Below are 20,407 nucleotides of genomic sequence, written 5' to 3'. Positions count from 1 at the left end.
GGGCTCAGAGGAGGTCTCCGACGCCGTCGGGGATGGGGCGGATCACCACGGGGTGGTCGGGGGCGCCCGCGGGCTGCGGGCAGCGGGCGACGCGTTCGGCGATCTCCGTGACCCGCTCCAGGCTCGCGCAGTCCAGGACCCAGTAGCCGGCCAGCAGCTCCTTGGTCTCGCTGTACGGGCCGTCGGTGATCACGGCCTTGCCGTCGGCGTCGAGGCTGACGTGCCGGGCCTGCGCGGGCTCGGCGAGGCCCTGGACGTCGACCAGTTCGCCGCTCTCGGCCAGGTCGTTGTTGATCGCTCCCATCCAGTCGAACATCGTCTGGATGTCCTGCTCGTTCCACGAGGCCGGGGAGTGCTCGGAGGTCTTGCCCCGCATGGCCTCGTAGTCGGCCTGGGTTCCCTGCACCATGACCAGGTACTTCATGACTGAGCTCCTTCGTCTCCGGCCGCCCCTGACGGGCGGCTCTCACAGGGGACGTCGGAGCCGGGCCCGGGTTCTCGACAGGGTTCAGAATCTTTTTTGGGGTTCAGGATCTTTTTCAGGACTTCTTCGCGGCGGACTTCCTGCCGGTCTTCCTGGCCCGCTCGTCCTCCGGCCCGGTGCCCTCCTCGACGTAGGCCTCGCACTCCGGGTTCCGGCAGGGTCCGGCGACCCAGAGCGGGACCCATGCACCCAGCGTCTTGTGACGCTTGACGACCGTCTCGACGGACTGCCCACACACGGGACAGTTGTGTTCTTCGCTGTCCATGCCTTCAGAGTAGGGCGGCAGGCGCGTCAGCGCTTCCTGCTGTACGTGCGGACGAATACGCCGTTCTTGAAGACCCGGACGTCGTCGAGCTCGAACTCGGTGATCGAGAAGCCGGATCCGAACATCGGCATGCCGGTGCCGATGACGACCGGGTAGGTCTTGATGACGAGTTCGTCGATCTCGTCGCACAGTTCACCCGCGATCTTGGAGCCACCGCACAGGTAGATCCCCAACGCGCCGTCCTCGGCCTTGAGTTCGCGGACCTTGCCGACCAGGTCGTCGCCGATGATCTCGACGTTCGGATCGGGTGACTCGGTGAGGGTGCGGGAGGCGACGTACTCGCGGAGATGGCCGTACGGGCTGGTGTGGCCCTCCTTCAGCCCCACGTCGTAGCTGCCGCGGCCCTGGATGACGGTGTCGAACCTCTTGTTCTCCAGGTCGTGGATCCCGAGGGCGCGGCGGCCGTGGGCGGCCATGGTCTCCGGGTACTCCGCCTTGAGGAACGCGAAGAACTCCTCGTCGACGAAGGGGTACATGAACGCCGCGTCGCCGCTCTCGTCCCCGATGAAGCCGTCGATGGAGCAGGCGATGAAGTAGGTGAGCTTTCGCAAGCCGGTCTCTTTTCGTCGGTGGGTGTTGCTTCGGCGGGTGTTGCGTCGGCGGGTGAATCCCTGCCGCTTTAACCACTCCGCTCGTAGTGCTTCAGTTGTAGTGCTTCACTTGTAGTGGTTGCAAGCCTATTCTCGGGACCGGATGCAAGTAGGAGAGGGGATTCCGTATGGCGGTCAATCCGGAGCGGCGCGCGGCGCTGGTCGACGCCGGGGTCGAGGTGCTCGCGAGGGAGGGGGCGCGGGGGCTGACGTTCCGCGCGGTGGACGCGGAGGCCGGGGTGCCCGTCGGGACCGCGTCCAACTACTTCACCGGGCGCGACGACCTGCTCCGCCAGATCGACGCCCGTCTGCACGTCCGCCTGGCACCCGACCCGTCGAAGCTCGCCGAACTGATGACGAGACCGAAGGACCGAGCCCTGGTCACGGCCTTCATGCACGACCTCATGACCCGGGCGACCACCGACCGCACCGGCTATCTCGCCCTCCTGGAAATGCGCCTGGAGGCCACCCGCCGCCCCGAACTCCGCGCCTCCTTCACCAAGTCGGTCCGCGGAGACCTGGAGTACGGCATGGACTTCCACAGGGAGGCGGGGCTGCCGGGCGGTGACGAGACGGTCGTGGTGCTGTACCTGGCGATACTCGGCCTGATCCTGGAGCACCTGACTCTGCCGGGGGTGCTGGAGGGGGTGCTGCCGGGGGTCGGGGTGCCGGAGGGGCTGGTGGAGCGGGTGGTGGGGACGGTGGTGCCGGAGGGGTAGTGCCGTCTCCATCCCCGAGGTGCGGGGCCCTTCAGCTCCGGTCCAGGCAATCGCAGCCCGTCTGGGGGTGTCCCCGGGCGCGAGCTACATCCCCCGCGGCTCGCGCCACATCGGCCACATCCGAGGACCGTCCGGAAGTTCCAGGACAGGACCCGCGGCAACGAACCCGAGGCGTTCGTACAGGCCACGACTGCGCGCACTGCTCGCTTCCAGATAGGCCGACAGCCCCTCACGGTCACACCGGTCTAGGACCGAGGTGATGAGGGCGGTGCCCAACCCCTCACCCTGGCGGCCCGGGACCACGCCGATCATCCAGAGGTACTCGTGGGCACGGTCCGTGGGATGGATCTCCCCGGTGAGCCGCCCGATCAACTCCACGCGCTCGTTCTCCGGGTCGACGACCTCCCGCAGCTCGGCATAACTGTCGCCGCCCTCCTCGCCGTCCGCGCCATGCCCGTCGCCCTCGGGCATCGGCAGCCACAGCGCGCACGCCGTCCCGTCCTCGGTGACGTCGATACGCCCCTCGTCCAGCACGATGTCGGTGAACGCGGCCATGAGGCGGTGGTGGGTCGTACGGCGGTACTCGTCCCCCGGGAACACCCAGCGGCTGACCGGGTCGTCCTGGAACGCCGCGTCCAACAGCCCGACGACCAGCTCGCGATCACTTTCGCCCGCCGTCCGGATCGCCACGCCCATGCTCCGCCGCCCCTCGCGTCAACTTGCCTTGATCATACGGACGTTGAGGGTATCCGGGCGGCCGCGGACCAAGAAGCGGGGTCGATGCAAAAGAAGGCGAAATCGAAAAACGAAGGCGGGCCCCGCACGCCGTGGGGATGTGCGGGACCCGCCTGGCCGGAACCCCCGGGCCGTGCGGAGTCAGGAGCCGCACGGCCCAGGGGGTCCCGGGGTCCGGGTCGACCGTGCCCATGGAGCAGAACCGTCCATGAAGCAGTACGGCCTTCTGATGTCCCAGCGCTCAACCACTCCGCCGCGTCACGAACTCCGCCAGCGCCAGCAGTCCTCCCGCCGCCTCGGGCTCGGGCACCGCGCGGAACAGCTCCCGCATCGCACGGGCCATCCGGTCGGCCGCCTCGGCCTGCGCCCAGTCCCGCCCGCCGGCCCGCTCGACGGCGAGCGCCGTACGGTCCAGGTCCTCTGGTGCGTAAGGAGCCGCGTACAGCGCCGCCAACTCCTGTGCCGCCGGGGTGCCGGAGGCCAGCGCCGCGACCACCGGCAGGGACTTCTTGCGGACGGCGAGGTCGGCCCCGGCCGGTTTGCCGGTGTGCCGTGGGTCGCCCCATATGCCGATCACGTCGTCGATGAGCTGGAAGGCGAGCCCGGCCTCCCGGCCGAACGCGTCCATCGCCTCGACGTCGTCCTCCGACACACCCGCGTACAGCGCACCCAGCGCACACGCGCACCCGAGCAGCGCGCCCGTCTTGGCCTCGGCCATGGCGAGCACCTCGTCGAGAGTGACCTCGTCGGGGCTCTGCTTCTCCATCGCGGTGTCCGTGTGCTGTCCCTCGCAGAGCTCGACGACACAGGCCGCGACCCGGGCGGCGGCCCGCCCGGCCGCGGGATGCGGATCCTCGGCGAGCAGCCCGAGGGCCAGCGCCTGGAGCGCGTCCCCGGCGAGGATCGCGTCGCTGTCGCCGAACACCGTCCACGCGGTGGGCCGGTGCCGTCGGGTGGTGTCGCGGTCCATCACGTCGTCGTGCAGGAGCGTGAAGTTGTGGACGAGCTCCACCGCCGCGGCCGCCCGCACCGCCGCCGTCCGCGCCTCCGCTCCCCCCAGGGCGGCGGCCGCGGTCAGGACGAGCGCGGGGCGTATGGCCTTGCCCGCGTTGCCCGCCGCCGGTGTGCCGTCGGCGTGCTCCCAGCCGAAGTGGTAGAGCGCGATCCGGCGCATGGACCCGGGCAGCGAGTCGATCGCCGCCCGGAGCACGGGGTCGACCGACGCCCGGGCCCGCTCCAGGATCACCGTCGCCTCGTGCCCGTCGATCGGAGCCGCCCCGGCGGTCTGCTGTGTCGCCTCTGTCATGAGCTCGGCCATGGGGTTCCCCTCCGTGAGTCCGCGGAGGGTGGCGGCTCCGCTGCGGCTGGGCGGATACGACCGGGATGTACCCGCCCTTGCGGGCGGGGACACGGTCCCCAGCTGCAGAAACGTCACCTCCAGCGACCGATCTCGACGTTCTCCAGCACACCGAGCGCGTCCGGCACCAGGACCGCCGCCGAGTAGTACGCCGTCACCAGGTACTTGATGATCGCCTGCTCGTTGATGCCCATGAAGCGCACCGACAGGCTCGGCTCGATCTCGTCCGGGATGCCGGCCTGCTGGAGACCGATGACCCCCTGCTCGGCCTCGCCGGTACGCATCGCGATGATCGAGGTCGTACGGGCCTCGGTGACCGGGATCTTGTTGCACGGGTAGATCGGGATCCCGCGCCAGGTGGGGATGCGGTTGCCGCCCACGTCGATGGTCTCGGGGACCAGTCCGCGCTTGTTGAACTCACGCCCGATCGCGGAGATGGCCCGCGGATGGGCGAGCAGGAACTTGGTGCCGCGCCGCCTGCTGAGCAGTTCGTCCAGGTCGTCGGGGCTGGGCACGCCGTCGTGCGGCTGGATGCGCTGGTCGTACTCGCAGTTGCTGAGCAGTCCGAACTCGCGGTTGTTGATGAGCTCGTGCTCCTGGCGCTCCTTCAACGCCTCGACCGTCAGCCGGAGTTGCTGCTCGGTCTGGTTCATCGGCTGGTTGTAGAGGTCGGCCACGCGCGAGTGGATGCGCAGCACGGTCTGGGCGACGCTCAGTTCGTACTCGCGCGGCCGGGCCTCGTAGTCGACGAAGGTGTGCGGGATGTCCGGCTCGCCGGTGTGGCCGGCCGCGAGGTCGATCGCCTTCTCGCCGTACTTGTTGGTGCTCTGCTCCGGGATCGAGCGCAGCTCCTGGAGGTGGTCGCGCAGGGATTCGGTGCGCTCGGCGACCTGCTCCACGGCGTTCCTCGGCAGGACCAGCACCGTGCAGGCGGTGACCGCGCGTGCGGTGAACTCCCAGATGGACTCGGGGTCGAGCAGCGCCTGTTCGCCGAAGTAGGCGCCGTCGGCGAGCGTCTCGAGGACCGCGTCGTCGCCGTACGGGCCGGTGCCGATCTTCTCCACCCGGCCGTGTGCCAGCAGGAAGACCTCGTCGGCCCGGCTGCCGAACTCGGCGATCACATCGCCCGCGGCGAACTCGCGCTGCTCACAGCGCCGGGAGAGTTCGGTGAGCACGTCCTCGTCCTCGTACGACCGCAGCGCGGGCAGTTCACCGAGCTCCTCCGGAATGACCTCGACCCGGTCGCCCGTCTTCACAAAAGTGACCCGTCCGTCCCCCACGGCGTAGGTCAGCCGCCGGTTCACGCGGTACGTACCGCCTTGAACATTCACCCAGGGCAGCATGCGCAGCAACCAGCGGGAGCTGATCTCCTGCATCTGGGGTGCGGACTTGGTGGTGGTGGCCAGGTTCCGCGCGGCCGCCGTGCCGAGACTCTGCTGCGGCCGGCCCTGCTCGGTGCGGACCTCTTCGCCTACCGACATATGAGAATTGCCCTCCCGGTCATGCCCCGGCGCCGGTCTGCGTCGCGGCATCGATCTGCGGACCAGCCTTCCATCACGGAGGGTGGCGGTGCTATTACACGAAAGAGTTGGAATGGATCTTCGATTACGGGGAAATGACCGAGATCCCGGACGCCCGGCACACCATTCCCGGCCCCGTGTCCGAAACGGCTCGCACACCGTACGAACCAGGTGGTTCCCGCCGTCCGCCTCCGGTACAAGCAGCGGTACGAGGTGACCGCGAGGGGTGGTCGTCGCGCACGCGAAGGAGGCGGCATGGCCCCACCCATGTCCGCGAGCACGTTTCTGGACGCCCTGCGGGACGAGGGCGTGACCGTCGTCGAGGTCGGCGACTGGAGACATCACAACCGCAACCACAAGGGCCCCTGGGGCCCGGTGCACGGCGTGATGATCCACCACACCGTGACCAAGGGCAGTCGGCGCACCGTCGACCTCTGCCGCGACGGCTACGAAAACCTCCCCGGCCCGCTCTGCCACGGCGTCATCACCAAGGACGGCCGCGTCCACCTCGTCGGCTACGGCCGCGCCAACCACGCGGGCCTCGGCGACGACGACGTACTGCGTGCGGTGATCGCCGAGAAGGCCCTCCCGCCGGACAACGAGAAGAACACCGACGGCAACCGCCACTTCTACGGCTTCGAGTGCGAGAACCTCGGCGACGGCAAGGACCCCTGGCCGGACGCCCAGCTGGACGCGATCGAGAAGGTCGCCGCCGCGATCTGCCGCCGCCACGGCTGGACGGAGCGCTCGGTCATCGGCCACCTGGAGTGGCAGCCGGGGAAGGTGGACCCGCGGGGCTTCACGATGGCGTCGATGCGCAAGCGCGTCCGGGACCGCCTCAAGTGACAATGGAGCGGTGCCCAGCCCCGGAGTCCCCGATCTCACCGCCCTGCACCCCCGGCTCCCGTCGCCGCTGCAGGAGATCGAGGACGACCGCTTCACGCGCCGGGGCGTCCGCCTCCTCCTCAAACGCGACGACCTGATCCACCCGGACCTCATCGGCAACAAGTGGCGCAAGCTCGCCCCCAACCTCACCGCCGCGGCCGGCCGCACGCTCCTCACCTTCGGCGGCGCCTACTCCAACCACCTCCGCGCGACGGCCGCCGCGGGCCGCCTCCTGGGCCTCCCGACGATCGGCGTGGTCCGCGGTGACGAACTCGCCGACCGCCCGTTGAACCCCTCCCTGGCACGCTGCGCGGCGGATGGCATGCGGCTGTGTTTCATCGACCGGCCGACCTACCGCCGCAAGGCAGAGCCGCCCGTGCTGGAGGAGATCCTCCGCATGACGGGCGCTTCGGACGCGTACGTGGTCCCCGAGGGCGGCAGCAACGCGCTGGCGGTACGAGGGTGCCGGGCGCTCGGCGAGGAGTTGCGGGGGCGAGCCGATGTGGTCGCGGTGGCGTGCGGCACGGGCGGGACGTTCGCCGGGCTGACGGCCGGACTGGGGACCGGGCAGCGGGCGTTGGGGATACCGGTGCTCAAGGGGGGCTTCCTGGCAGGCGACATAGAGGCGCTGCAGAAGGACGCGTTCGGGGGCCGCTGTGGTGAGTGGTCGCTGGACGAGCGGTTCCACTTCGGGGGGTACGCGCGGACGTCACCCGAACTGGACGCCTTCGCCGGGGACTTCGAGGAGCGGCACGGGGTGGCGGTCGAACGTCTCTATGTCGCCAAGTTGCTGTATGGACTTGTCGCGCTGGCCGAGGAGGACGCGTTCCTGCCGGGGACCACGGCGGCCGCCGTGATCACCGGGGCTCCCTTCGACGGTGACTAGCGGCTCTTCCGGCCGAAGCGGCGTTTGGGCTGCTTCTTGGCGAGGAGTTTCTGCGCCTTGTGCTTCATTCCCATCGCGGTGTACGTCTCCGCGAGGGAGCGCTTGGTGCGTTGTGTGTCGGGGTGGTCGTCGCCGAGGGTGCGGCGCTGGCGGGACAGCACGTCTTCGAGCAGGTGGGCGGCGCCCGTGTGGTCGCGCAGGTGGTGCAGAGCGTTGGCGACGACATGAGCTGTGCTCAAGGTGTTCCGGTGGTCGTCCCCGAGGACCCGGCGCCTGAGGTGGAGCGCTTCCTCGCTCAACCGACGGCCCTCCCTGTACTCGCCCATCGAGAGCAAGGAGGCGGAGAGGTTGTGGGCGGAGTTGAGTGTGTCGGGGTGGTCGTCACCGAGAACACGACGCCGACGAACCAGGTTGTCCTCGTCCAAACGACGAGAGCCCTCGAACTCACCCAGCGTGTACAGAGTGTGGGCGAGGTTGTTCACCGAGTTGAGTGTGTCGGGGTGGTCGTCACCGAGAACACGACGCCGACGAACCAGGTTGTCCTCGTCCAAACGACGAGACCTCTCGAACTCACCCAGCGTGTACAGGGTGGAGGCAAGGTCGCTGGCCAAAGCGAGCGTGTCCGGGTGATCCTCACCCAGAATGGCTCGGCCACGGCCCAGGGTCTCCTCGCACATCCGACGCGCCTCCCCGTACTCGCCGAGGTAAAACAAAGCGCTGGCGAGACTGTGGGCGGACTGCACGGTGTCGGGGTGGTCCTCACCCAGGAGCCGACGGCGACGGGCGAGCGTGTCCTCGTGCATACGTCGCGCCTCGGCGACGTCTCCGAGAGCATGCCATGCGGAGGCCGTGTTGGTGGCGGACCGGAGGGTGTCGTGGTGGTCCTCCCCCAGAACTCGGCGGTAGCGCGCGAGCGTGTCTTCATGTATGCGGCAGGACGCCTGCGTGTCGCCAAGTTTGCTGAGAATCGTCCCGAGGTCGTTCGCGGACCGCAGCGTGTGGGGGTGATCGTCCCCGAGTGTGCGCCTGCGCCGGGTCAGCGCGTCCTCGATGATCAGCCGGGCGCCCCGGAAGTCCCCCAGGTCCGACGTCGCGTGGCCCTGGTACTGCAGACAGGTCAGCACGTCGGGGTCGTCGGGTCCCGACTCCTCCGTCCAGGCCTCGCGCAGCGTGGTGGCGAGTTCGGCCGCCGCACGTGACTGCGCGCTGCGGATCAGGAAGTCCACCGCGTCCAGGAGCTTCGCGCGCAGTTCGGTGCGGTGAAAGGCATCGATGTGCTGCGAGACCAGGTGTGAGGCCAGGCTCGCCCAAGCGGGCCAGTTGACCGGGGAGTTGGGGCTGCCAGGAGCAACGGCGGCCAGGACGGTCGTCGCGTCGTCATGGATCGCCTTCGTCTGTGCCGGGTCGACCTGGTCGCGCAGGACGGCCTGGGTCAGGCGGTGGACCTGGAAGGTCTCACCGTCGATGCGGGCGAGGCTGAAGCGGCGCAGCGGTTCGAGCGCGGTCGTCGTCCACATCGGGTCGTCCACACCCGGGACGGTGGACAGCCGGGCGCCGGCGCTCTCCAGCCACTCCGTGGGGATCGGCTCGGGTCCCAGGAACGCGGCGAGCCGGAGCAGGGCGACGGCATCGGGGTGTTCGTCGCCGAGCCCCTCGACGGCGATACCGACGGCCGCGCCCAGCGGTGCCGGATAGTCCGGCACCTTTCCCTCGCGCAGGATCCGTCCGGTGCTCTCGTCCAGCAGTCTGCGGTACCGGTCGACGGTCATGCCGTTCTCGACGACACCGGCCGCCTGGGCCAGCGCCAGCGGGAGGTCGCCCAGTTCCTCGGCCAGTGTCCCGGCCGCTTCCCCGCCGAGGCCCGGGATCCGGCCCTGCAGATAGGCGAGCGAGTCCGCCCGCGTGAAGACATCGAGGGGGGTCGGGCGGGCAAGGCGGCGCCAGTTGGGGTTGCGTGAGGTGATCAGGACGTGTCCCGGCCCCTCGGGCAGCCACGGCTCGATCTGCTCGGGGTTCTCCGCGTTGTCGAGGATGATCAGCCAGCGCGACCGGCCGCTCAGGTGCCGCAGCAGTGCCCGGGCGTTGTGCTCGGCCCCGGCCTCCGCCGCGGCGACGCCCAGCCGGTCCGCGAGTTCCCCGTAGTGCACCGGCACCTGGTCGCCCTGCTCCGCGTCGACCCACCACACCAGGTCGTACTGTCCCGCGAACCGGTGCGCGTACTCCACGGCGAGCTGTGTCTTGCCGATGCCGCCCATCCCGTGGAGCGCGTACACGACCGAGTGCTCGCCCCCGAGCAATCCGTCCCGGAGGTCGGCGATCTGGGCCTCGCGCCCGGAGAAGTCGGGGTTGCGGCGGCGTACGTTCCACACCTCCGGGCGGCCGGTGCTCCCGGGCAGCCGCGGTCTGTCCGCGGTCGGCGTCTCCTCCGCGACGGAAGTCTCGTCCGCCACGGATGTCTCGTCGCCCGGCAGCGGCGGCGCCTCCGTCGGTCGCCTCCCGCCGTTCACCGCCTCCCGCAGTGCCGCCACCGCGGCCGGTTCCTCCAGCCCGTGCAGGTCCTTGCGGATCCGCGCGGTCAGCAGGGGCCGTACGTCGGCTTTGGTCAGTGGCTCCACGGCGAGCGGGATGAGCCGGTCCCGGCGGGCGACGGCGTTGGTCCACTCCTCGCCCGTCCACCGCTCGTCCTCGAAGTACGCCTTGGAGAAGAGGGCGACGACGGCGTCGGCCTGCTCCAGGGCCTCGTCCATGCGGTGCACGAAGTTGTCACCGGTACGCCAGTCCCACACGTCGAGGATCGTCCGGTCGCCACCCCGTTCGAGGTGCCAGGCGACCCACTCCGCCCAGGGGCGGTCCACACCCGCGTAACTGATGAAGTAGGTGTCGGCCACCCCGCCCCCCGAGTCACCCCGAACCGATCGCGTCCCTCCTATGATCCCCCGTCAGACGACCGCGCGGGGACGTAAAGCGGGGACGGGGACCCTCACGCGGCCTCCCGGTACGCCGCCGCCTCCTCCAGGTCCAGCCGCCGCAGCAGCGTCCGCAGCATCTCGTCGTCGATGTACCGCCCGTCCCGCAGTTTCACGAAGATCTCGCGTTCGGCGCTGATCATCTCGCGGGACAGGCGGCGGTAGGTGTCGTCGACGGTCTCGCCGGTGATGGGGTTGACCTGGCCGAGGCGCTCCCAGACGGCGTTGCGGCGGCGCTCCAGGACCCTGCGGAGACGGTCGGCGAGGGGCTCGGGGAGGGCGTTGCGTTCGTCGGAGAGGAGCTCGTCGAGGCGGCGTTCGGCGGCTCGGGAGGCCTGGGCCTGGGCATTGGCCTCCGCCAGGGTCTCGGCCTGGGGGTCGCGGCCGGGGAGTCTCAGCATGCGGATCAGCGGGGGCAGGGTGACGCCCTGGACCACCAGCGTGCCGATGACCGTGGTGAACGTCAGGAAGAGGATCAGGTTGCGGCCGGGGAAGGGCTCCTCGCCGCCGTGCAGGGTCTCCGGGATCGAGAAGGCGATCGCCAGGGAGACCACGCCTCTCATGCCGGCCCAGGCGATCACGAACGGGCCCTTCCAGGTGGGGTTCTCCTCGCGTTCCCTGATGCGTGCCGACAGCAGGCGCGGGAGGAACATCGCCGGGTAGACCCACACGAACCGCGAGGCCACGACCACCAGGAAGACGGCCACCGCGTACCAGGCGGCGTCGCCACCCTCGTACTCCCCCAAGCCCTTCACCACGACGCGCAGTTGCAGGCCGATGAGGGCGAATACCGATGACTCCAGGACGAAGGCGACCATTTTCCATACGGCGTCCTCCTGGAGGCGCGTCGCGAAGTCGACCTCCCACGCGCGGTGTCCGAGGAAGAGGGCGACCACGACCACCGCGAGGACTCCGGAGGCGTGGAACTGTTCGGCCGCCGCGTACGCGACGAAGGGGATCAGCAGGGAGAGGGTGTTCTGGAGGAGGGGTTCCTTGAGGTGGGTGCGCAGCCAGTGGATCGGGACCATCAACACCAGGCCGACCGCCACTCCGCCTACCGCCGCGAGCAGGAACTCTCCGATGCCGCCCGCCCAGGACGCGCCCTCGCCGATCGCGGCCGCGAGGGCGACCCGGTAGGCGGTGATCGCGGTGGCGTCGTTCACCAGGGACTCACCCTGGAGGATCGTGGTGATGCGGGACGGGAGCCCCACGCGGCGTGCCACCGCCGTCGCCGCGACCGCGTCCGGCGGGGCCACCACCGCGCCCAGCACCAGCGCCCCGGTCAGCGACAGGCCCGGCACGAGCTGGTAGGCGGCCCAGCCGACGACGAAGGTCGCGAAGAGCACGTACCCCACGGACAGCAGTGCGACGGGCCGCAACTGCGCGCGCAGGTCGAGGTAGGAGCTGTCGGTGGCCGCGGAGTGCAGCAGCGGGGGCAGGACGAGGGGCAGGACGATGTCGGGGTCGAGCGTGTACTCGGGAACCCCCGGGACGTACGAGAACACCAGCCCGGCGGCGACCAGCAGCAGCGGTGCCGGCACCGGGGTGCGCCGGGCCGCCGCGGCGATCGCCGCGCTGCCAGCCACCAGCAACAGCAGTGGCATCACGTCCATGACCCTCGCCCACCCTCGTTCGTCGTCGGCCGCCCGCGTCGTTTTTCCGCGCGGGCTTCCGCACAGCCGTCGTAATCTGGCAATCATGAAACAGTGCACGCACGCCGACGCGCTGCCGCACCCGGAACCCGTGCCGCTCAACGACACCTGCCCTGAGTGTCTGAAGGACGGCCAGCACCCGGTACAGCTGCGCCTGTGCCTCGACTGCGGTCATGTCGGCTGTTGCGACTCCTCGCCGGGGCGGCACGCCAGCGGGCATCACCATGAGACCGGGCACCCGGTCATGCGCACGTTCGAGCCCGGTGAGAGCTGGCGCTGGTGCTTCGTCGACCATGTACTCGTGTGAGGCGGCAGGCCGGTCGGTTTTCGAAGGTTCGACGGTCTGACGTCTGGGTACGTCAACCCGGCGCGCGTTCTTCCCAATTGGAGCCCCAGACCCCTAGACACGGAGCGTATCCACAGTTTTACTGTGAGTGACGCCGAGGGGTTGGGGTCCTGGGGACAGGAAAGTTGAGAGCGCGATAGCGTCACCGTCGAACCACACTTCGCGTTACTCCCGAGGGGCGACCCTCGGCCCCGAAAAGCTTGTACCACCTTGGAGGTGAGGGTGTCCCAGATCGCAGGCGAGCCCGCGACCCAGGACTTCGTGGAAGTCCGGCTGCCGGCCGCGGGTGCCTACCTGTCGGTGCTGCGTACGGCGACCGCCGGTCTCGCGGCCCGTTTGGACTTCACCCTCGACGAGATCGAGGACCTGCGCATCGCGGTGGACGAGGCCTGCGCGATCCTGCTCCAGCAGGCCGTGCCCGGCTCGGTGCTCAGTTGTGTGTTCCGCCTTGTCGACGACTCGCTCGAGGTCACCGTCTCGGCCCCGACCACGGACGGTCACGCGCCCGCGCGTGACACCTTCGCCTGGACCGTCCTGTCCGCGCTCGCGGGCAAGGTCTCCTCGGCCGTCGACGACGACAAAACCGTTTCGATCAGCCTCTACAAACAGCGCGGCGCGGGACCCGGGCCGGCGTGAGGACAGGGGACGGGCCGGTGCGTGACGAAGAGCGCGGCACACGGGAGCTGCCGGCCGAGGGCACAGGCGGGTCCCGACTCATGGGGGACGGAGTCGACGGCATCCCCGAACAGGCCCGGCCGCATCCGGAGGACGACTCGCCGGAGGCCGGCTTCCTGGACGACGGGCAGCGGGATCAGGAAGGTGCCGTGCAGAGCTCGTCTCTGGACGGACGGATCGGGGTCTCCCCTGTCCGAGCAGAGACGAGGGCTCGGGGAAGGGCGACGGGCGGGACGATGAGCGAGCACGAGCGAGACGATCAGCAGGGCGAGCGGAGCGGGCAGGCCACGCAGCACGACCCTCAGGACCGCAGCGGAGCGCGCGCGATGTTCGTCGAGCTGCGGGGGCTCAAGGACGGCAGCCCGGAGTACGCGGAGCTGCGCAACAAGCTGGTCCGTATGCACCTGCCGCTCGTCGAGCACCTCGCACGCCGCTTCCGCAACCGCGGCGAGCCGCTGGACGACCTGACCCAGGTCGCCACCATCGGCCTGATCAAGTCGGTCGACCGCTTCGACCCGGACCGCGGCGTCGAGTTCTCGACGTACGCGACCCCGACGGTGGTCGGCGAGATCAAGCGGCACTTCCGTGACAAGGGCTGGGCGGTCCGCGTCCCGCGGCGCCTTCAGGAGCTGCGGCTGGCCCTGACCACGGCCACGGCGGAGCTGTCCCAGCAGCACGGTCGCTCCCCGACCGTGCACGAGCTGGCCGAGAAGCTGGCCATCTCGGAGGAGGAGGTCCTGGAGGGCCTGGAGTCGGCCAACGCGTACTCCACCCTCTCCCTGGACGTCCCCGACACCGACGACGAGTCGCCGGCGGTCGCGGACACCCTCGGCGCCGAGGACGAGGCGCTGGAGGGCGTCGAGTACCGGGAGTCGCTGAAGCCGCTTCTGGAGGATCTGCCCCCACGGGAGAAGCGGATCCTGCTCCTCCGCTTCTTCGGCAACATGACCCAGTCGCAGATCGCCCAAGAGGTCGGCATCTCCCAGATGCACGTCTCCCGGCTGCTGGCCCGAACCCTGGCCCAGCTGCGGGAGAAGCTGCTGGTGGAGGAGTAGTCCCGCGCGGGGTTACTCCGGTGCGTTGCCGGGCCCGCGGATCCCGAGGGCCCGGGTCGTCTCGCCGTTGACGAGCAGCACGAGTGCGGCGACCGCGACGACCGCGAGCGCGATGCCCGCCGGGATGGCCATGCTGTCGGCCTGGAGCAGGTTGTAGGCCACCGGCAGCGCCATGACCTGCGTGATGACGGCGGGCCCGCGGCTCCAGCTGCGCCGGGCGAACAGCCCGCGCGCGGCGAGCAGCGGCAGCAGCGCGAGCACCACCAGCGTGACCCCGCCGGTGACGGCGGACTGCCGGTCGTCCGGCTCCCCCGCGAGCCCTTCCACCAGCATCCAGACACCCCCCGCGACGAGCGCGAGCCCTTCCAGCCCGGCCAGGAGGGCGGCATACGTCAGACGCCGCGGACGCGGACCGGCGGTTTCCGGGGTGACGGGATTCTGCTCACTGCTCACCCCTGAAGAGTAGCCGCCGGCGGGGTACGGACCGTGGCGGGCCTGGGGGCGTACGGGACGGGCTCGGGGGGATCGGTGGCGGGCTCGGGGGGATCGGTGGCGGGCCCAGGGGGGATCCGTGGCGGGGCCAGGAGATCCGTAGCGGGCCCGAGGGCATCGGTGGCGGGGCCGGTTCGTATATCTGCGGTGAGCCCGAGCGCATCGGTGGCAGGCCCGAGGCCAACCGTGCCCGAGTGTCCGTGGCGAGCCTGGTCGCATCCGCGGCGAGCCCGAGCACATCCGCAACGGCCCGGGGCGTACCCGCGGTGAGTACGAGCACATCCGCGACAGCCCCGGTCGCACCCGCGGTGAGTACGAGCACATCCGCGACAGTCCGGGCGTACCCGCGGCAGGCCCGAGCACATCCGCAACGACCCGGGTCGCACTCGCGGCGGACCCCCAGCACATCCGCGACAGCCCCGGTCGCACCCGCGGTGAGTACGAACGCATCCGCGGCAGGCTCGGGGAGCGCACGCGTGACGGCTCGGTGGGCGCTCACGGAGGCCGACTGCGACTGCGCCCCTGGCGGCGCCCCCCTCCCTGCGCCCCAGCACACCCTGCAGCTCCAGCGTTCCCCGCTGCCCTCGGAACACTCCGCGGGCCTGGCGCACCCCTCAGATCCAGCGCATCCCGCAGGCCTGGCACCCCCCTAAGACCCAGCTCACCCCGCAGGCCTGACGCACCCCGCGGACCTGGCACACCCCGTGGGCCCAGCGCTCCCCGTGGGCCCAGCGCTCCCCATCGGACCGGCGCTCCCCATCGGACCGGCGCTCGCAGCAACACCTCGCGACTGCAGCACACCGACCGCCCGCCGGCAGTACCCCAGCCCCCGCGGTGCCACCACACCCCACCGGCCCGGCCCCAGCGCCCCCGGCCCTACCTTCCAGCCCACTCCACCGACCCAGCACCACCTCCCGACCCGGCGCACCCCCCGCACCCCTCTGGGCACCGGCGCACGCCTCTGGGCACCGGCGCACCATCGCACCCCGACCGCTCCTCCACACCACGCCCCCGGCGGCAGCGCGCCCTCGCACCACCCCCTCAGCCCTAGCACGCCCCGCGCTCCCTCCCGGCCCGAGGCACCCTCGCACCCCTCCTCAGCCCTAGCGCGCCCCCGCCCCCTATCCCGACCCGAGCACACCCCCACACCCCCCGACCCGACGTACCCCTGCCCCCGACCGCACCCCCACCAGCCCGCCCGGCGCTCCCCACCGCGCCCCCTCGATCCACGCGCCCCCGTGGTGAGGTTCACGTGCGGATCTCTTACTTGATCCCTACCTCGGCCTGTGCCCGGTACCACCCAGTAGGTACGCTGCAACTCATGCGTGCACTTCTCGTGGTCAATCCGGCAGCTACCACCACAAGCGCACGTACGCGCGACGTCCTGATCCATGCGCTCGCGAGCGAGATGAAACTCGAGGCGGTCACCACCGAGTACCGCGGCCATGCGCGCGACCTGGGCCGGCAGGCGGCGGAGAGCCAGGACGTGGATCTGGTGGTCGCGCTGGGCGGCGACGGCACGGTCAACGAGGTCGTCAACGGACTGCTGCACGCCGGCCCCGACCCGGAGCGGCTCCCCCGGCTCGCCGTGGTCCCCGGCGGTTCCACCAACGTCTTCGCCCGCGCCCTGGGCCTGCCCAACGACGCCGTGGAGGCGACCGGCGCGATCCTGGACGCGCTGCGCGAGGGCAGTGAGCGCACGGTCGGTCTGGGCCTGGCCTCGGGCACACCTGGCACCGAGGACGAGGCGGTACCCGCGCGCTGGTTCACCTTCAACGCCGGCCTCGGTTTCGACGCTGGCGTGGTCGGCCGGGTCGAGCAGCAGCGCGAACGCGGCAGAAAGTCGACGCACGCGCTCTACGTCCGCCAGGCACTGCGCCAGTTCTTCGGTGAGGCGCACCGCCGGCACGGGACGATCACGCTGGAGCGACCGGACGCCGAGCCGGTGACCGACCTCGTGCTGTCCATAGTGTCGAACACCTCGCCGTGGACGTTCCTGGGCAATCACCCGATGTACGCGTCACCTAAGGCCTCGTTCGATAAAGGCCTCGACGTACTCGGTCTCAGCCGAATGACGACGACCGCGGTTGCCCGGTATGGCACCCAGTTGCTCACTTCGTCCCCCGAGCGCGGCCCGCACGGGAAGCATGCGGTCTCCCTCCACGACCTGGACCGCTTCACCTTGCATTCGAAGGTCCCCCTGCCCCTCCAGATGGACGGCGACCACCTCGGACTGCGTACGAGCGTGACGTTCACAGGCGTACGCCGTGCACTGCGTGTGATTGTGTGAGCAGAAGGGGCTAAAGTCCTTTCACTCGAACGTTTAGGCCAGGATCCACCCCATGGAAGTACGGCTGTGACCTAGTCGACACCGAGGAATCAAAAAAAACTTTCCGGAAGGGGTTGTATCCGCCGCTGAGGTTTGCGAGTCTCTACGTGGCGATCGGGACAGCCCGCAACACCGGCTCCACAGATCACCGGAACCCCTCTTCAACTCACAGGACCTCGCCAGGGAACCTGGCTGGTGGCCCTTCACTTGTTGAGGGATTCGTGAAAGCGTTCACATTCACAAGCAACTTGCACGTAATACCAAGGAGAGGTAGCAGCCATGGACTGGCGTCACAACGCCGTTTGCCGCGAGGAAGACCCCGAGCTCTTCTTCCCCATCGGCAACACCGGTCCTGCGCTGCTGCAGATCGAGGAAGCCAAGGCCGTCTGCCGTCGCTGCCCGGTTATCGAGCAGTGCCTGCAGTGGGCGCTCGAGTCCGGTCAGGACTCCGGCGTCTGGGGTGGTCTCAGCGAGGACGAGCGTCGCGCCATGAAGCGCCGTGCCGCCCGCAACCGGGCCCGTCAGGCTTCTGCCTGACACACCCACCCCGCCTGAGCTTGGCGGCGCGTACAGCAAGTACGCATCTCCCGCCCCCGAGCCGCAGCGCGCAGTACCCCCGATGCGCAGCACAAGCTGGCAACGAGCATTCGAGCCCCGGACCACTCAAGGTCCGGGGCTTCTTGCTGTGCCCTTGCACTGAACAGACGGCGTTTCAGACTTACTTGTTCGCCCGCACCGGAACGTCCAGGATCACCCGGGTCCCGCCCTCCGGCGCCGGCACCATGTCGAACGTTCCGCCCAACTCGCCCTCCACCAGCGTCCGTACGATCTGCAGACCGAGGTTGCCCGCGGTGTGCGGGTCGAAGCCCTCGGGCAGGCCGACGCCGTCGTCCTGGACGGTGACGAGGAGGCGGGCCTCCTTCGTCGTACCGCCGCGGACGGCCGAGACCTCGACCGTGCCGGTGTCGCCCTCGCGGAAGCCGTGTTCCAGGGCGTTCTGGAGGATCTCGGTCAGGACCATGGACAGCGGGGTGGCGACCTCGGCGTCGAGGATGCCGAAGCGGCCGGTGCGCCGGCCGGTGACCTTGCCGGGTGAGATCTCGGCGACCATCGCGAGGACCCGGTCGGCGATCTCGTCGAACTCCACGCGCTCGTCCAGGTTCTGGGACAGCGTCTCATGCACGATCGCGATCGACCCGACGCGGCGGACCGCCTCCTCCAGCGCCTCGCGGCCGCGCTCGGAGTCGATGCGCCGGGCCTGGAGGCGCAAAAGGGCGGCGACCGTCTGGAGGTTGTTCTTCACCCGGTGGTGGATCTCCCGGATGGTGGCGTCCTTGGTGATCAACTCACGCTCGCGGCGGCGGAGTTCGGTGACATCGCGGAGCAGGACCAGGGAACCGATGCGGGTGCCCTTGGGCTTGAGCGGGATGGTCCTGAACTGGATGACGCCGTCACCCGACTCGATCTCGAACTCGCGCGGGGCCCAGCCGCTGGCCACCTTGGCGAGCGCCTCGTCCACCGGGCCGCGGGTCGGGGCGAGTTCGGCGGTGGTCATGCCGAGGTGGTGGCCGACCAGGTCGGAGGCGAGGCCGAGGCGGTGGTAGGCGGAGAGCGCGTTCGGGGAGGCGTACTGGACGATGCCGTCGGCGTCGAGGCGGATCAGACCGTCGCCGACGCGCGGGGCGGCGTCCATGTCCATCTGCTGGTTCGCGAACGGGAAGGCGCCGGCCGCGATCATCTGCGCGAGGTCCGACGCGCTCTGGAGATAGGTGAGTTCGAGGCGGCTCGGGGTGCGCACGGTGAGCAGGTTGGTGTTGCGCGCGATGACGCCGAGGACACGGCCCTCCCGTCGTACGGGGATCGACTCGACCCGGACAGGGACCTCTTCGCGCCATTCCGGGTCGCCCTCGCGCACGATGCGGCCCTCGTCGAGCGCGGCGTCGAGGAGAGGGCGGCGGCCGCGCGGGACGAGGTGGCCGACCATGTCGTCCTGGTAGGAGGTGGGGCCGGTGTTGGGCCGCATCTGCGCCACGGAGACATAGCGCGCGCCGTCCCGGGTGGGCACCCACAGCACGAGGTCGGCGAAGGAGAGGTCGGAGAGCAGCTGCCACTCCGACACCAGCAGATGGAGCCACTCCAGGTCGGAGTCGTCGAGGGCGGTGTGCTGGCGGACCAGTTCGTTCATGGAGGGCACGGGTGCGAGCGTACCTGGCGGTATGTGGTTGACCTAAAAGCGCCGGGGGCGTACGACGATCTGCGGCGGCTCGGTCCGGACGTGGCCCGATGGAGCCGGACGGGCCCCTGAAAACACCCGCGGGCCGCGGCGCCTGAGAGGGACCCTCAACCCTCTCGGCACCGCAGCCCGGAGCAATATCGGCCGCGGGGTGTGCGGTCCCGGTCGGCCGAAGGATGAGGATCCGGGGCAGTCAGGGCAGAGAGCACCGGTTCCTCGGTCCGCCTTCCTGTGCGGGGAAGACGGAAGTCTGCATTTTCAGCTCTCTCTACGCATTGTGGACTAGACCACTCGATGTGTCCATGCGTTCGAGGCTGTTTGTTGTTGTCAGTTCTTCCAGGGTCCCCGAGACGCCTGGATCCCCGCTGGAGAACTAGCTGGGGAACGACTGGAGAACTAATCGGACGCCCTAGCATCCATCACGCAGCCTAACCCGTGTGGGTTCATGTGCGGGGCCAGATGGCCATGGCAATTTCCACGAGCGCTTCCAGTTCCTCCCGGCTCGCCCCGTCCCGCGCCTGTTGGGACATGCCCTGGATCATCGCTCCGGTGTGCCGGGCGAGGGCGGCGGCATCGGTGTCCGCGGGCAGTTCCCCCGCGGCGATGTCGGCCTTGATACGGCTCTCGAAGGTGGCGATGTTGGCGTTGCGCTGATCCCGCAGGGAGCGCTCCACCTCCGGGCTCGTGCAGTTGGTGGCCGCGTGGACGACGAGGCAGCCGTGCGGGCGGCCCGGCGCCGTGTACTCCACGGCCGCCTCCCGCAGCGTCCGCTCGACAGCGGCCCGAGCGGTGGGCTCCTCGGCGAGGGCGCGCACGCCGAAGGATCCGTACCGCACGCCGTACTCACGGACGACCTCCGCGAACAGGGCCTGCTTGTCGCCGAACGCGGCGTACAGACTCGGGGCGCCGATCCCCATGACGCGGGTGAGGTCGGAGACGGAGGTGGCCTCGTAGCCGTGCTCCCAGAAGGCGAGGATCGCCTTCTCGAGTGCGGTGGCACGGTCGAAGGAGCGCGGTCGGCCGCGGGGCTTGGGCGGGGGGTCCGCCCTTGTCGCGGGTGGAGGGTCCGCCGTTGCCGCGGCCGGGGATGCAGCCGGGGCCCCGGCTCGCCCGTCCTTCGTCTGCGCCTTCGCGTCCTGGCTGCTCACCATGGAGTGA

General features: G+C 70.0%; 19 protein-coding genes. 8 read left to right on the top strand and 11 right to left on the bottom strand.

Features of this window, described 5'->3' with window-relative positions; all coding sequences use genetic code 11:
* Positions 1-4: 4 nt before the first annotated feature.
* The 3 genes from PH203_RS33125 to PH203_RS33115 form a co-directional block, all read right to left on the bottom strand.
* Positions 5-424: a YciI family protein gene (locus PH203_RS33125; RefSeq protein ID WP_289924840.1), complete on the bottom strand. Its 420-nt coding sequence runs from the start codon at positions 422-424 to the stop codon at positions 5-7.
* Positions 425-539: 115 nt separating this feature from the next.
* Entirely contained in the window at positions 540-749 is a 210-nt protein-coding gene (locus PH203_RS33120) for a hypothetical protein (protein WP_289924839.1), read from the bottom strand.
* Positions 750-775: 26 nt separating this feature from the next.
* The gene (locus tag PH203_RS33115) at positions 776-1,360 is read right to left on the bottom strand and encodes a dihydrofolate reductase family protein (protein ID WP_289924838.1); all 585 of its coding nucleotides are present in this window, start codon (positions 1,358-1,360) and stop codon (positions 776-778) included.
* 167 nt (positions 1,361-1,527) lie between these two features.
* Between PH203_RS33115 and PH203_RS33110 the strand changes: the two genes are divergently transcribed.
* Positions 1,528-2,118 (top strand): TetR/AcrR family transcriptional regulator, encoded by a 591-nt coding sequence (locus PH203_RS33110; RefSeq protein ID WP_289924836.1) that lies wholly within the window; start codon positions 1,528-1,530, stop codon positions 2,116-2,118.
* A gap of 84 nt (positions 2,119-2,202) precedes the next feature.
* On the opposite strand, the gene PH203_RS33105 is transcribed toward PH203_RS33110, so the two are convergent.
* From PH203_RS33105 to PH203_RS33095, 3 genes are all read right to left on the bottom strand, one after another.
* Positions 2,203-2,814 carry a GNAT family N-acetyltransferase gene (locus tag PH203_RS33105; RefSeq protein WP_289924835.1) on the bottom strand — a complete coding sequence of 204 codons (612 nt, stop codon included), beginning with the start codon at positions 2,812-2,814 and terminating at the stop codon, positions 2,203-2,205.
* Positions 2,815-3,094: 280 nt separating this feature from the next.
* Positions 3,095-4,171, bottom strand: coding sequence for a family 2 encapsulin nanocompartment cargo protein polyprenyl transferase (locus PH203_RS33100; protein ID WP_289924834.1), 1,077 nt, complete (start codon positions 4,169-4,171; stop codon positions 3,095-3,097).
* A 113-nt stretch (positions 4,172-4,284) separates the two neighbouring features.
* Complete coding sequence (locus PH203_RS33095) at positions 4,285-5,691, bottom strand: family 2B encapsulin nanocompartment shell protein (protein WP_289924833.1); 1,407 nt, start codon at positions 5,689-5,691, stop codon at positions 4,285-4,287.
* A gap of 294 nt (positions 5,692-5,985) precedes the next feature.
* Between PH203_RS33095 and PH203_RS33090 the strand changes: the two genes are divergently transcribed.
* On the top strand, positions 5,986-6,576 hold the full coding sequence (locus tag PH203_RS33090; protein ID WP_289924832.1) for an N-acetylmuramoyl-L-alanine amidase: 591 nt from the start codon (positions 5,986-5,988) through the stop codon (positions 6,574-6,576).
* A gap of 10 nt (positions 6,577-6,586) precedes the next feature.
* On the top strand, positions 6,587-7,501 hold the full coding sequence (locus PH203_RS33085; RefSeq protein ID WP_289924831.1) for a pyridoxal-phosphate dependent enzyme: 915 nt from the start codon (positions 6,587-6,589) through the stop codon (positions 7,499-7,501).
* Here PH203_RS33085 and fxsT read toward each other — a convergent pair.
* Positions 7,498-10,389 carry an FxSxx-COOH system tetratricopeptide repeat protein gene (gene fxsT, locus PH203_RS33080; RefSeq protein WP_289924829.1) on the bottom strand — a complete coding sequence of 964 codons (2,892 nt, stop codon included), beginning with the start codon at positions 10,387-10,389 and terminating at the stop codon, positions 7,498-7,500. The two genes, PH203_RS33085 and fxsT, sit on opposite strands and share 4 nt — an antisense overlap.
* A gap of 92 nt (positions 10,390-10,481) precedes the next feature.
* Positions 10,482-12,080 carry a Na+/H+ antiporter gene (locus PH203_RS33075; protein WP_289924828.1) on the bottom strand — a complete coding sequence of 533 codons (1,599 nt, stop codon included), beginning with the start codon at positions 12,078-12,080 and terminating at the stop codon, positions 10,482-10,484.
* Between the two features lie 85 nt (positions 12,081-12,165).
* Between PH203_RS33075 and PH203_RS33070 the strand changes: the two genes are divergently transcribed.
* The 3 genes from PH203_RS33070 (at position 12,166) to PH203_RS33060 (ending at position 14,195) form a co-directional block, all read left to right on the top strand.
* The gene (locus PH203_RS33070) at positions 12,166-12,426 is read left to right on the top strand and encodes a UBP-type zinc finger domain-containing protein (RefSeq protein ID WP_289924827.1); all 261 of its coding nucleotides are present in this window, start codon (positions 12,166-12,168) and stop codon (positions 12,424-12,426) included.
* A 261-nt stretch (positions 12,427-12,687) separates the two neighbouring features.
* Positions 12,688-13,101, top strand: coding sequence for an anti-sigma regulatory factor (locus tag PH203_RS33065; RefSeq protein ID WP_030784224.1), 414 nt, complete (start codon positions 12,688-12,690; stop codon positions 13,099-13,101).
* Positions 13,098-14,195 carry an RNA polymerase sigma factor SigF gene (locus PH203_RS33060; protein WP_289924820.1) on the top strand — a complete coding sequence of 366 codons (1,098 nt, stop codon included), beginning with the start codon at positions 13,098-13,100 and terminating at the stop codon, positions 14,193-14,195. The genes PH203_RS33065 and PH203_RS33060 overlap by 4 nt, the downstream gene beginning before the upstream one ends.
* A 12-nt stretch (positions 14,196-14,207) precedes the next feature.
* Here the strand turns inward: PH203_RS33060 and PH203_RS33055 are convergent, their stop codons facing one another.
* A complete protein-coding gene (locus tag PH203_RS33055; RefSeq protein WP_289924818.1) occupies positions 14,208-14,648 on the bottom strand; it encodes a hypothetical protein in 441 nt (146 codons plus the stop codon).
* A gap of 1,360 nt (positions 14,649-16,008) precedes the next feature.
* Between PH203_RS33055 and PH203_RS33050 the strand changes: the two genes are divergently transcribed.
* Together PH203_RS33050 and PH203_RS33045 are read left to right on the top strand one after the other, a co-directional pair.
* Positions 16,009-16,977 (top strand): diacylglycerol kinase family protein, encoded by a 969-nt coding sequence (locus tag PH203_RS33050; RefSeq protein WP_289924817.1) that lies wholly within the window; start codon positions 16,009-16,011, stop codon positions 16,975-16,977.
* A gap of 318 nt (positions 16,978-17,295) precedes the next feature.
* Positions 17,296-17,553 (top strand): WhiB family transcriptional regulator, encoded by a 258-nt coding sequence (locus tag PH203_RS33045; RefSeq protein ID WP_003992873.1) that lies wholly within the window; start codon positions 17,296-17,298, stop codon positions 17,551-17,553.
* A 181-nt stretch (positions 17,554-17,734) separates the two neighbouring features.
* On the opposite strand, the gene PH203_RS33040 is transcribed toward PH203_RS33045, so the two are convergent.
* Both PH203_RS33040 and PH203_RS33035 read right to left on the bottom strand, forming a co-directional pair.
* Positions 17,735-19,201 carry a PAS domain-containing sensor histidine kinase gene (locus PH203_RS33040; protein WP_289924947.1) on the bottom strand — a complete coding sequence of 489 codons (1,467 nt, stop codon included), beginning with the start codon at positions 19,199-19,201 and terminating at the stop codon, positions 17,735-17,737.
* A gap of 491 nt (positions 19,202-19,692) precedes the next feature.
* The gene (locus PH203_RS33035) at positions 19,693-20,400 is read right to left on the bottom strand and encodes a TetR/AcrR family transcriptional regulator (protein ID WP_289924795.1); all 708 of its coding nucleotides are present in this window, start codon (positions 20,398-20,400) and stop codon (positions 19,693-19,695) included.
* Positions 20,401-20,407 lie beyond the last annotated feature (7 nt).

Source organism: Streptomyces sp. S.PB5, assembly GCF_030403745.1.
GTDB lineage: Bacteria > Actinomycetota > Actinomycetes > Streptomycetales > Streptomycetaceae > Streptomyces.
This window is presented reverse-complemented; position numbering and strand designations above follow the sequence as displayed.

Coding starts and splice junctions, on each gene's coding strand:
- PH203_RS33125 (WP_289924840.1), bottom strand. CDS start 424: ATGAAGTACCTGGTCATGGTGCAGGGAACCCAGGCCGACTACGAGGCC.
- PH203_RS33120 (WP_289924839.1), bottom strand. CDS start 749: ATGGACAGCGAAGAACACAACTGTCCCGTGTGTGGGCAGTCCGTCGAG.
- PH203_RS33110 (WP_289924836.1), top strand. CDS start 1,528: ATGGCGGTCAATCCGGAGCGGCGCGCGGCGCTGGTCGACGCCGGGGTC.
- PH203_RS33105 (WP_289924835.1), bottom strand. CDS start 2,814: ATGGGCGTGGCGATCCGGACGGCGGGCGAAAGTGATCGCGAGCTGGTC.
- PH203_RS33100 (WP_289924834.1), bottom strand. CDS start 4,171: ATGGCCGAGCTCATGACAGAGGCGACACAGCAGACCGCCGGGGCGGCT.
- PH203_RS33095 (WP_289924833.1), bottom strand. CDS start 5,691: ATGTCGGTAGGCGAAGAGGTCCGCACCGAGCAGGGCCGGCCGCAGCAG.
- PH203_RS33090 (WP_289924832.1), top strand. CDS start 5,986: ATGGCCCCACCCATGTCCGCGAGCACGTTTCTGGACGCCCTGCGGGAC.
- PH203_RS33075 (WP_289924828.1), bottom strand. CDS start 12,080: ATGGACGTGATGCCACTGCTGTTGCTGGTGGCTGGCAGCGCGGCGATC.
- PH203_RS33070 (WP_289924827.1), top strand. CDS start 12,166: ATGAAACAGTGCACGCACGCCGACGCGCTGCCGCACCCGGAACCCGTG.
- PH203_RS33050 (WP_289924817.1), top strand. CDS start 16,009: ATGCGTGCACTTCTCGTGGTCAATCCGGCAGCTACCACCACAAGCGCA.
- PH203_RS33045 (WP_003992873.1), top strand. CDS start 17,296: ATGGACTGGCGTCACAACGCCGTTTGCCGCGAGGAAGACCCCGAGCTC.
- PH203_RS33040 (WP_289924947.1), bottom strand. CDS start 19,201: ATGAACGAACTGGTCCGCCAGCACACCGCCCTCGACGACTCCGACCTG.
- PH203_RS33035 (WP_289924795.1), bottom strand. CDS start 20,400: ATGGTGAGCAGCCAGGACGCGAAGGCGCAGACGAAGGACGGGCGAGCC.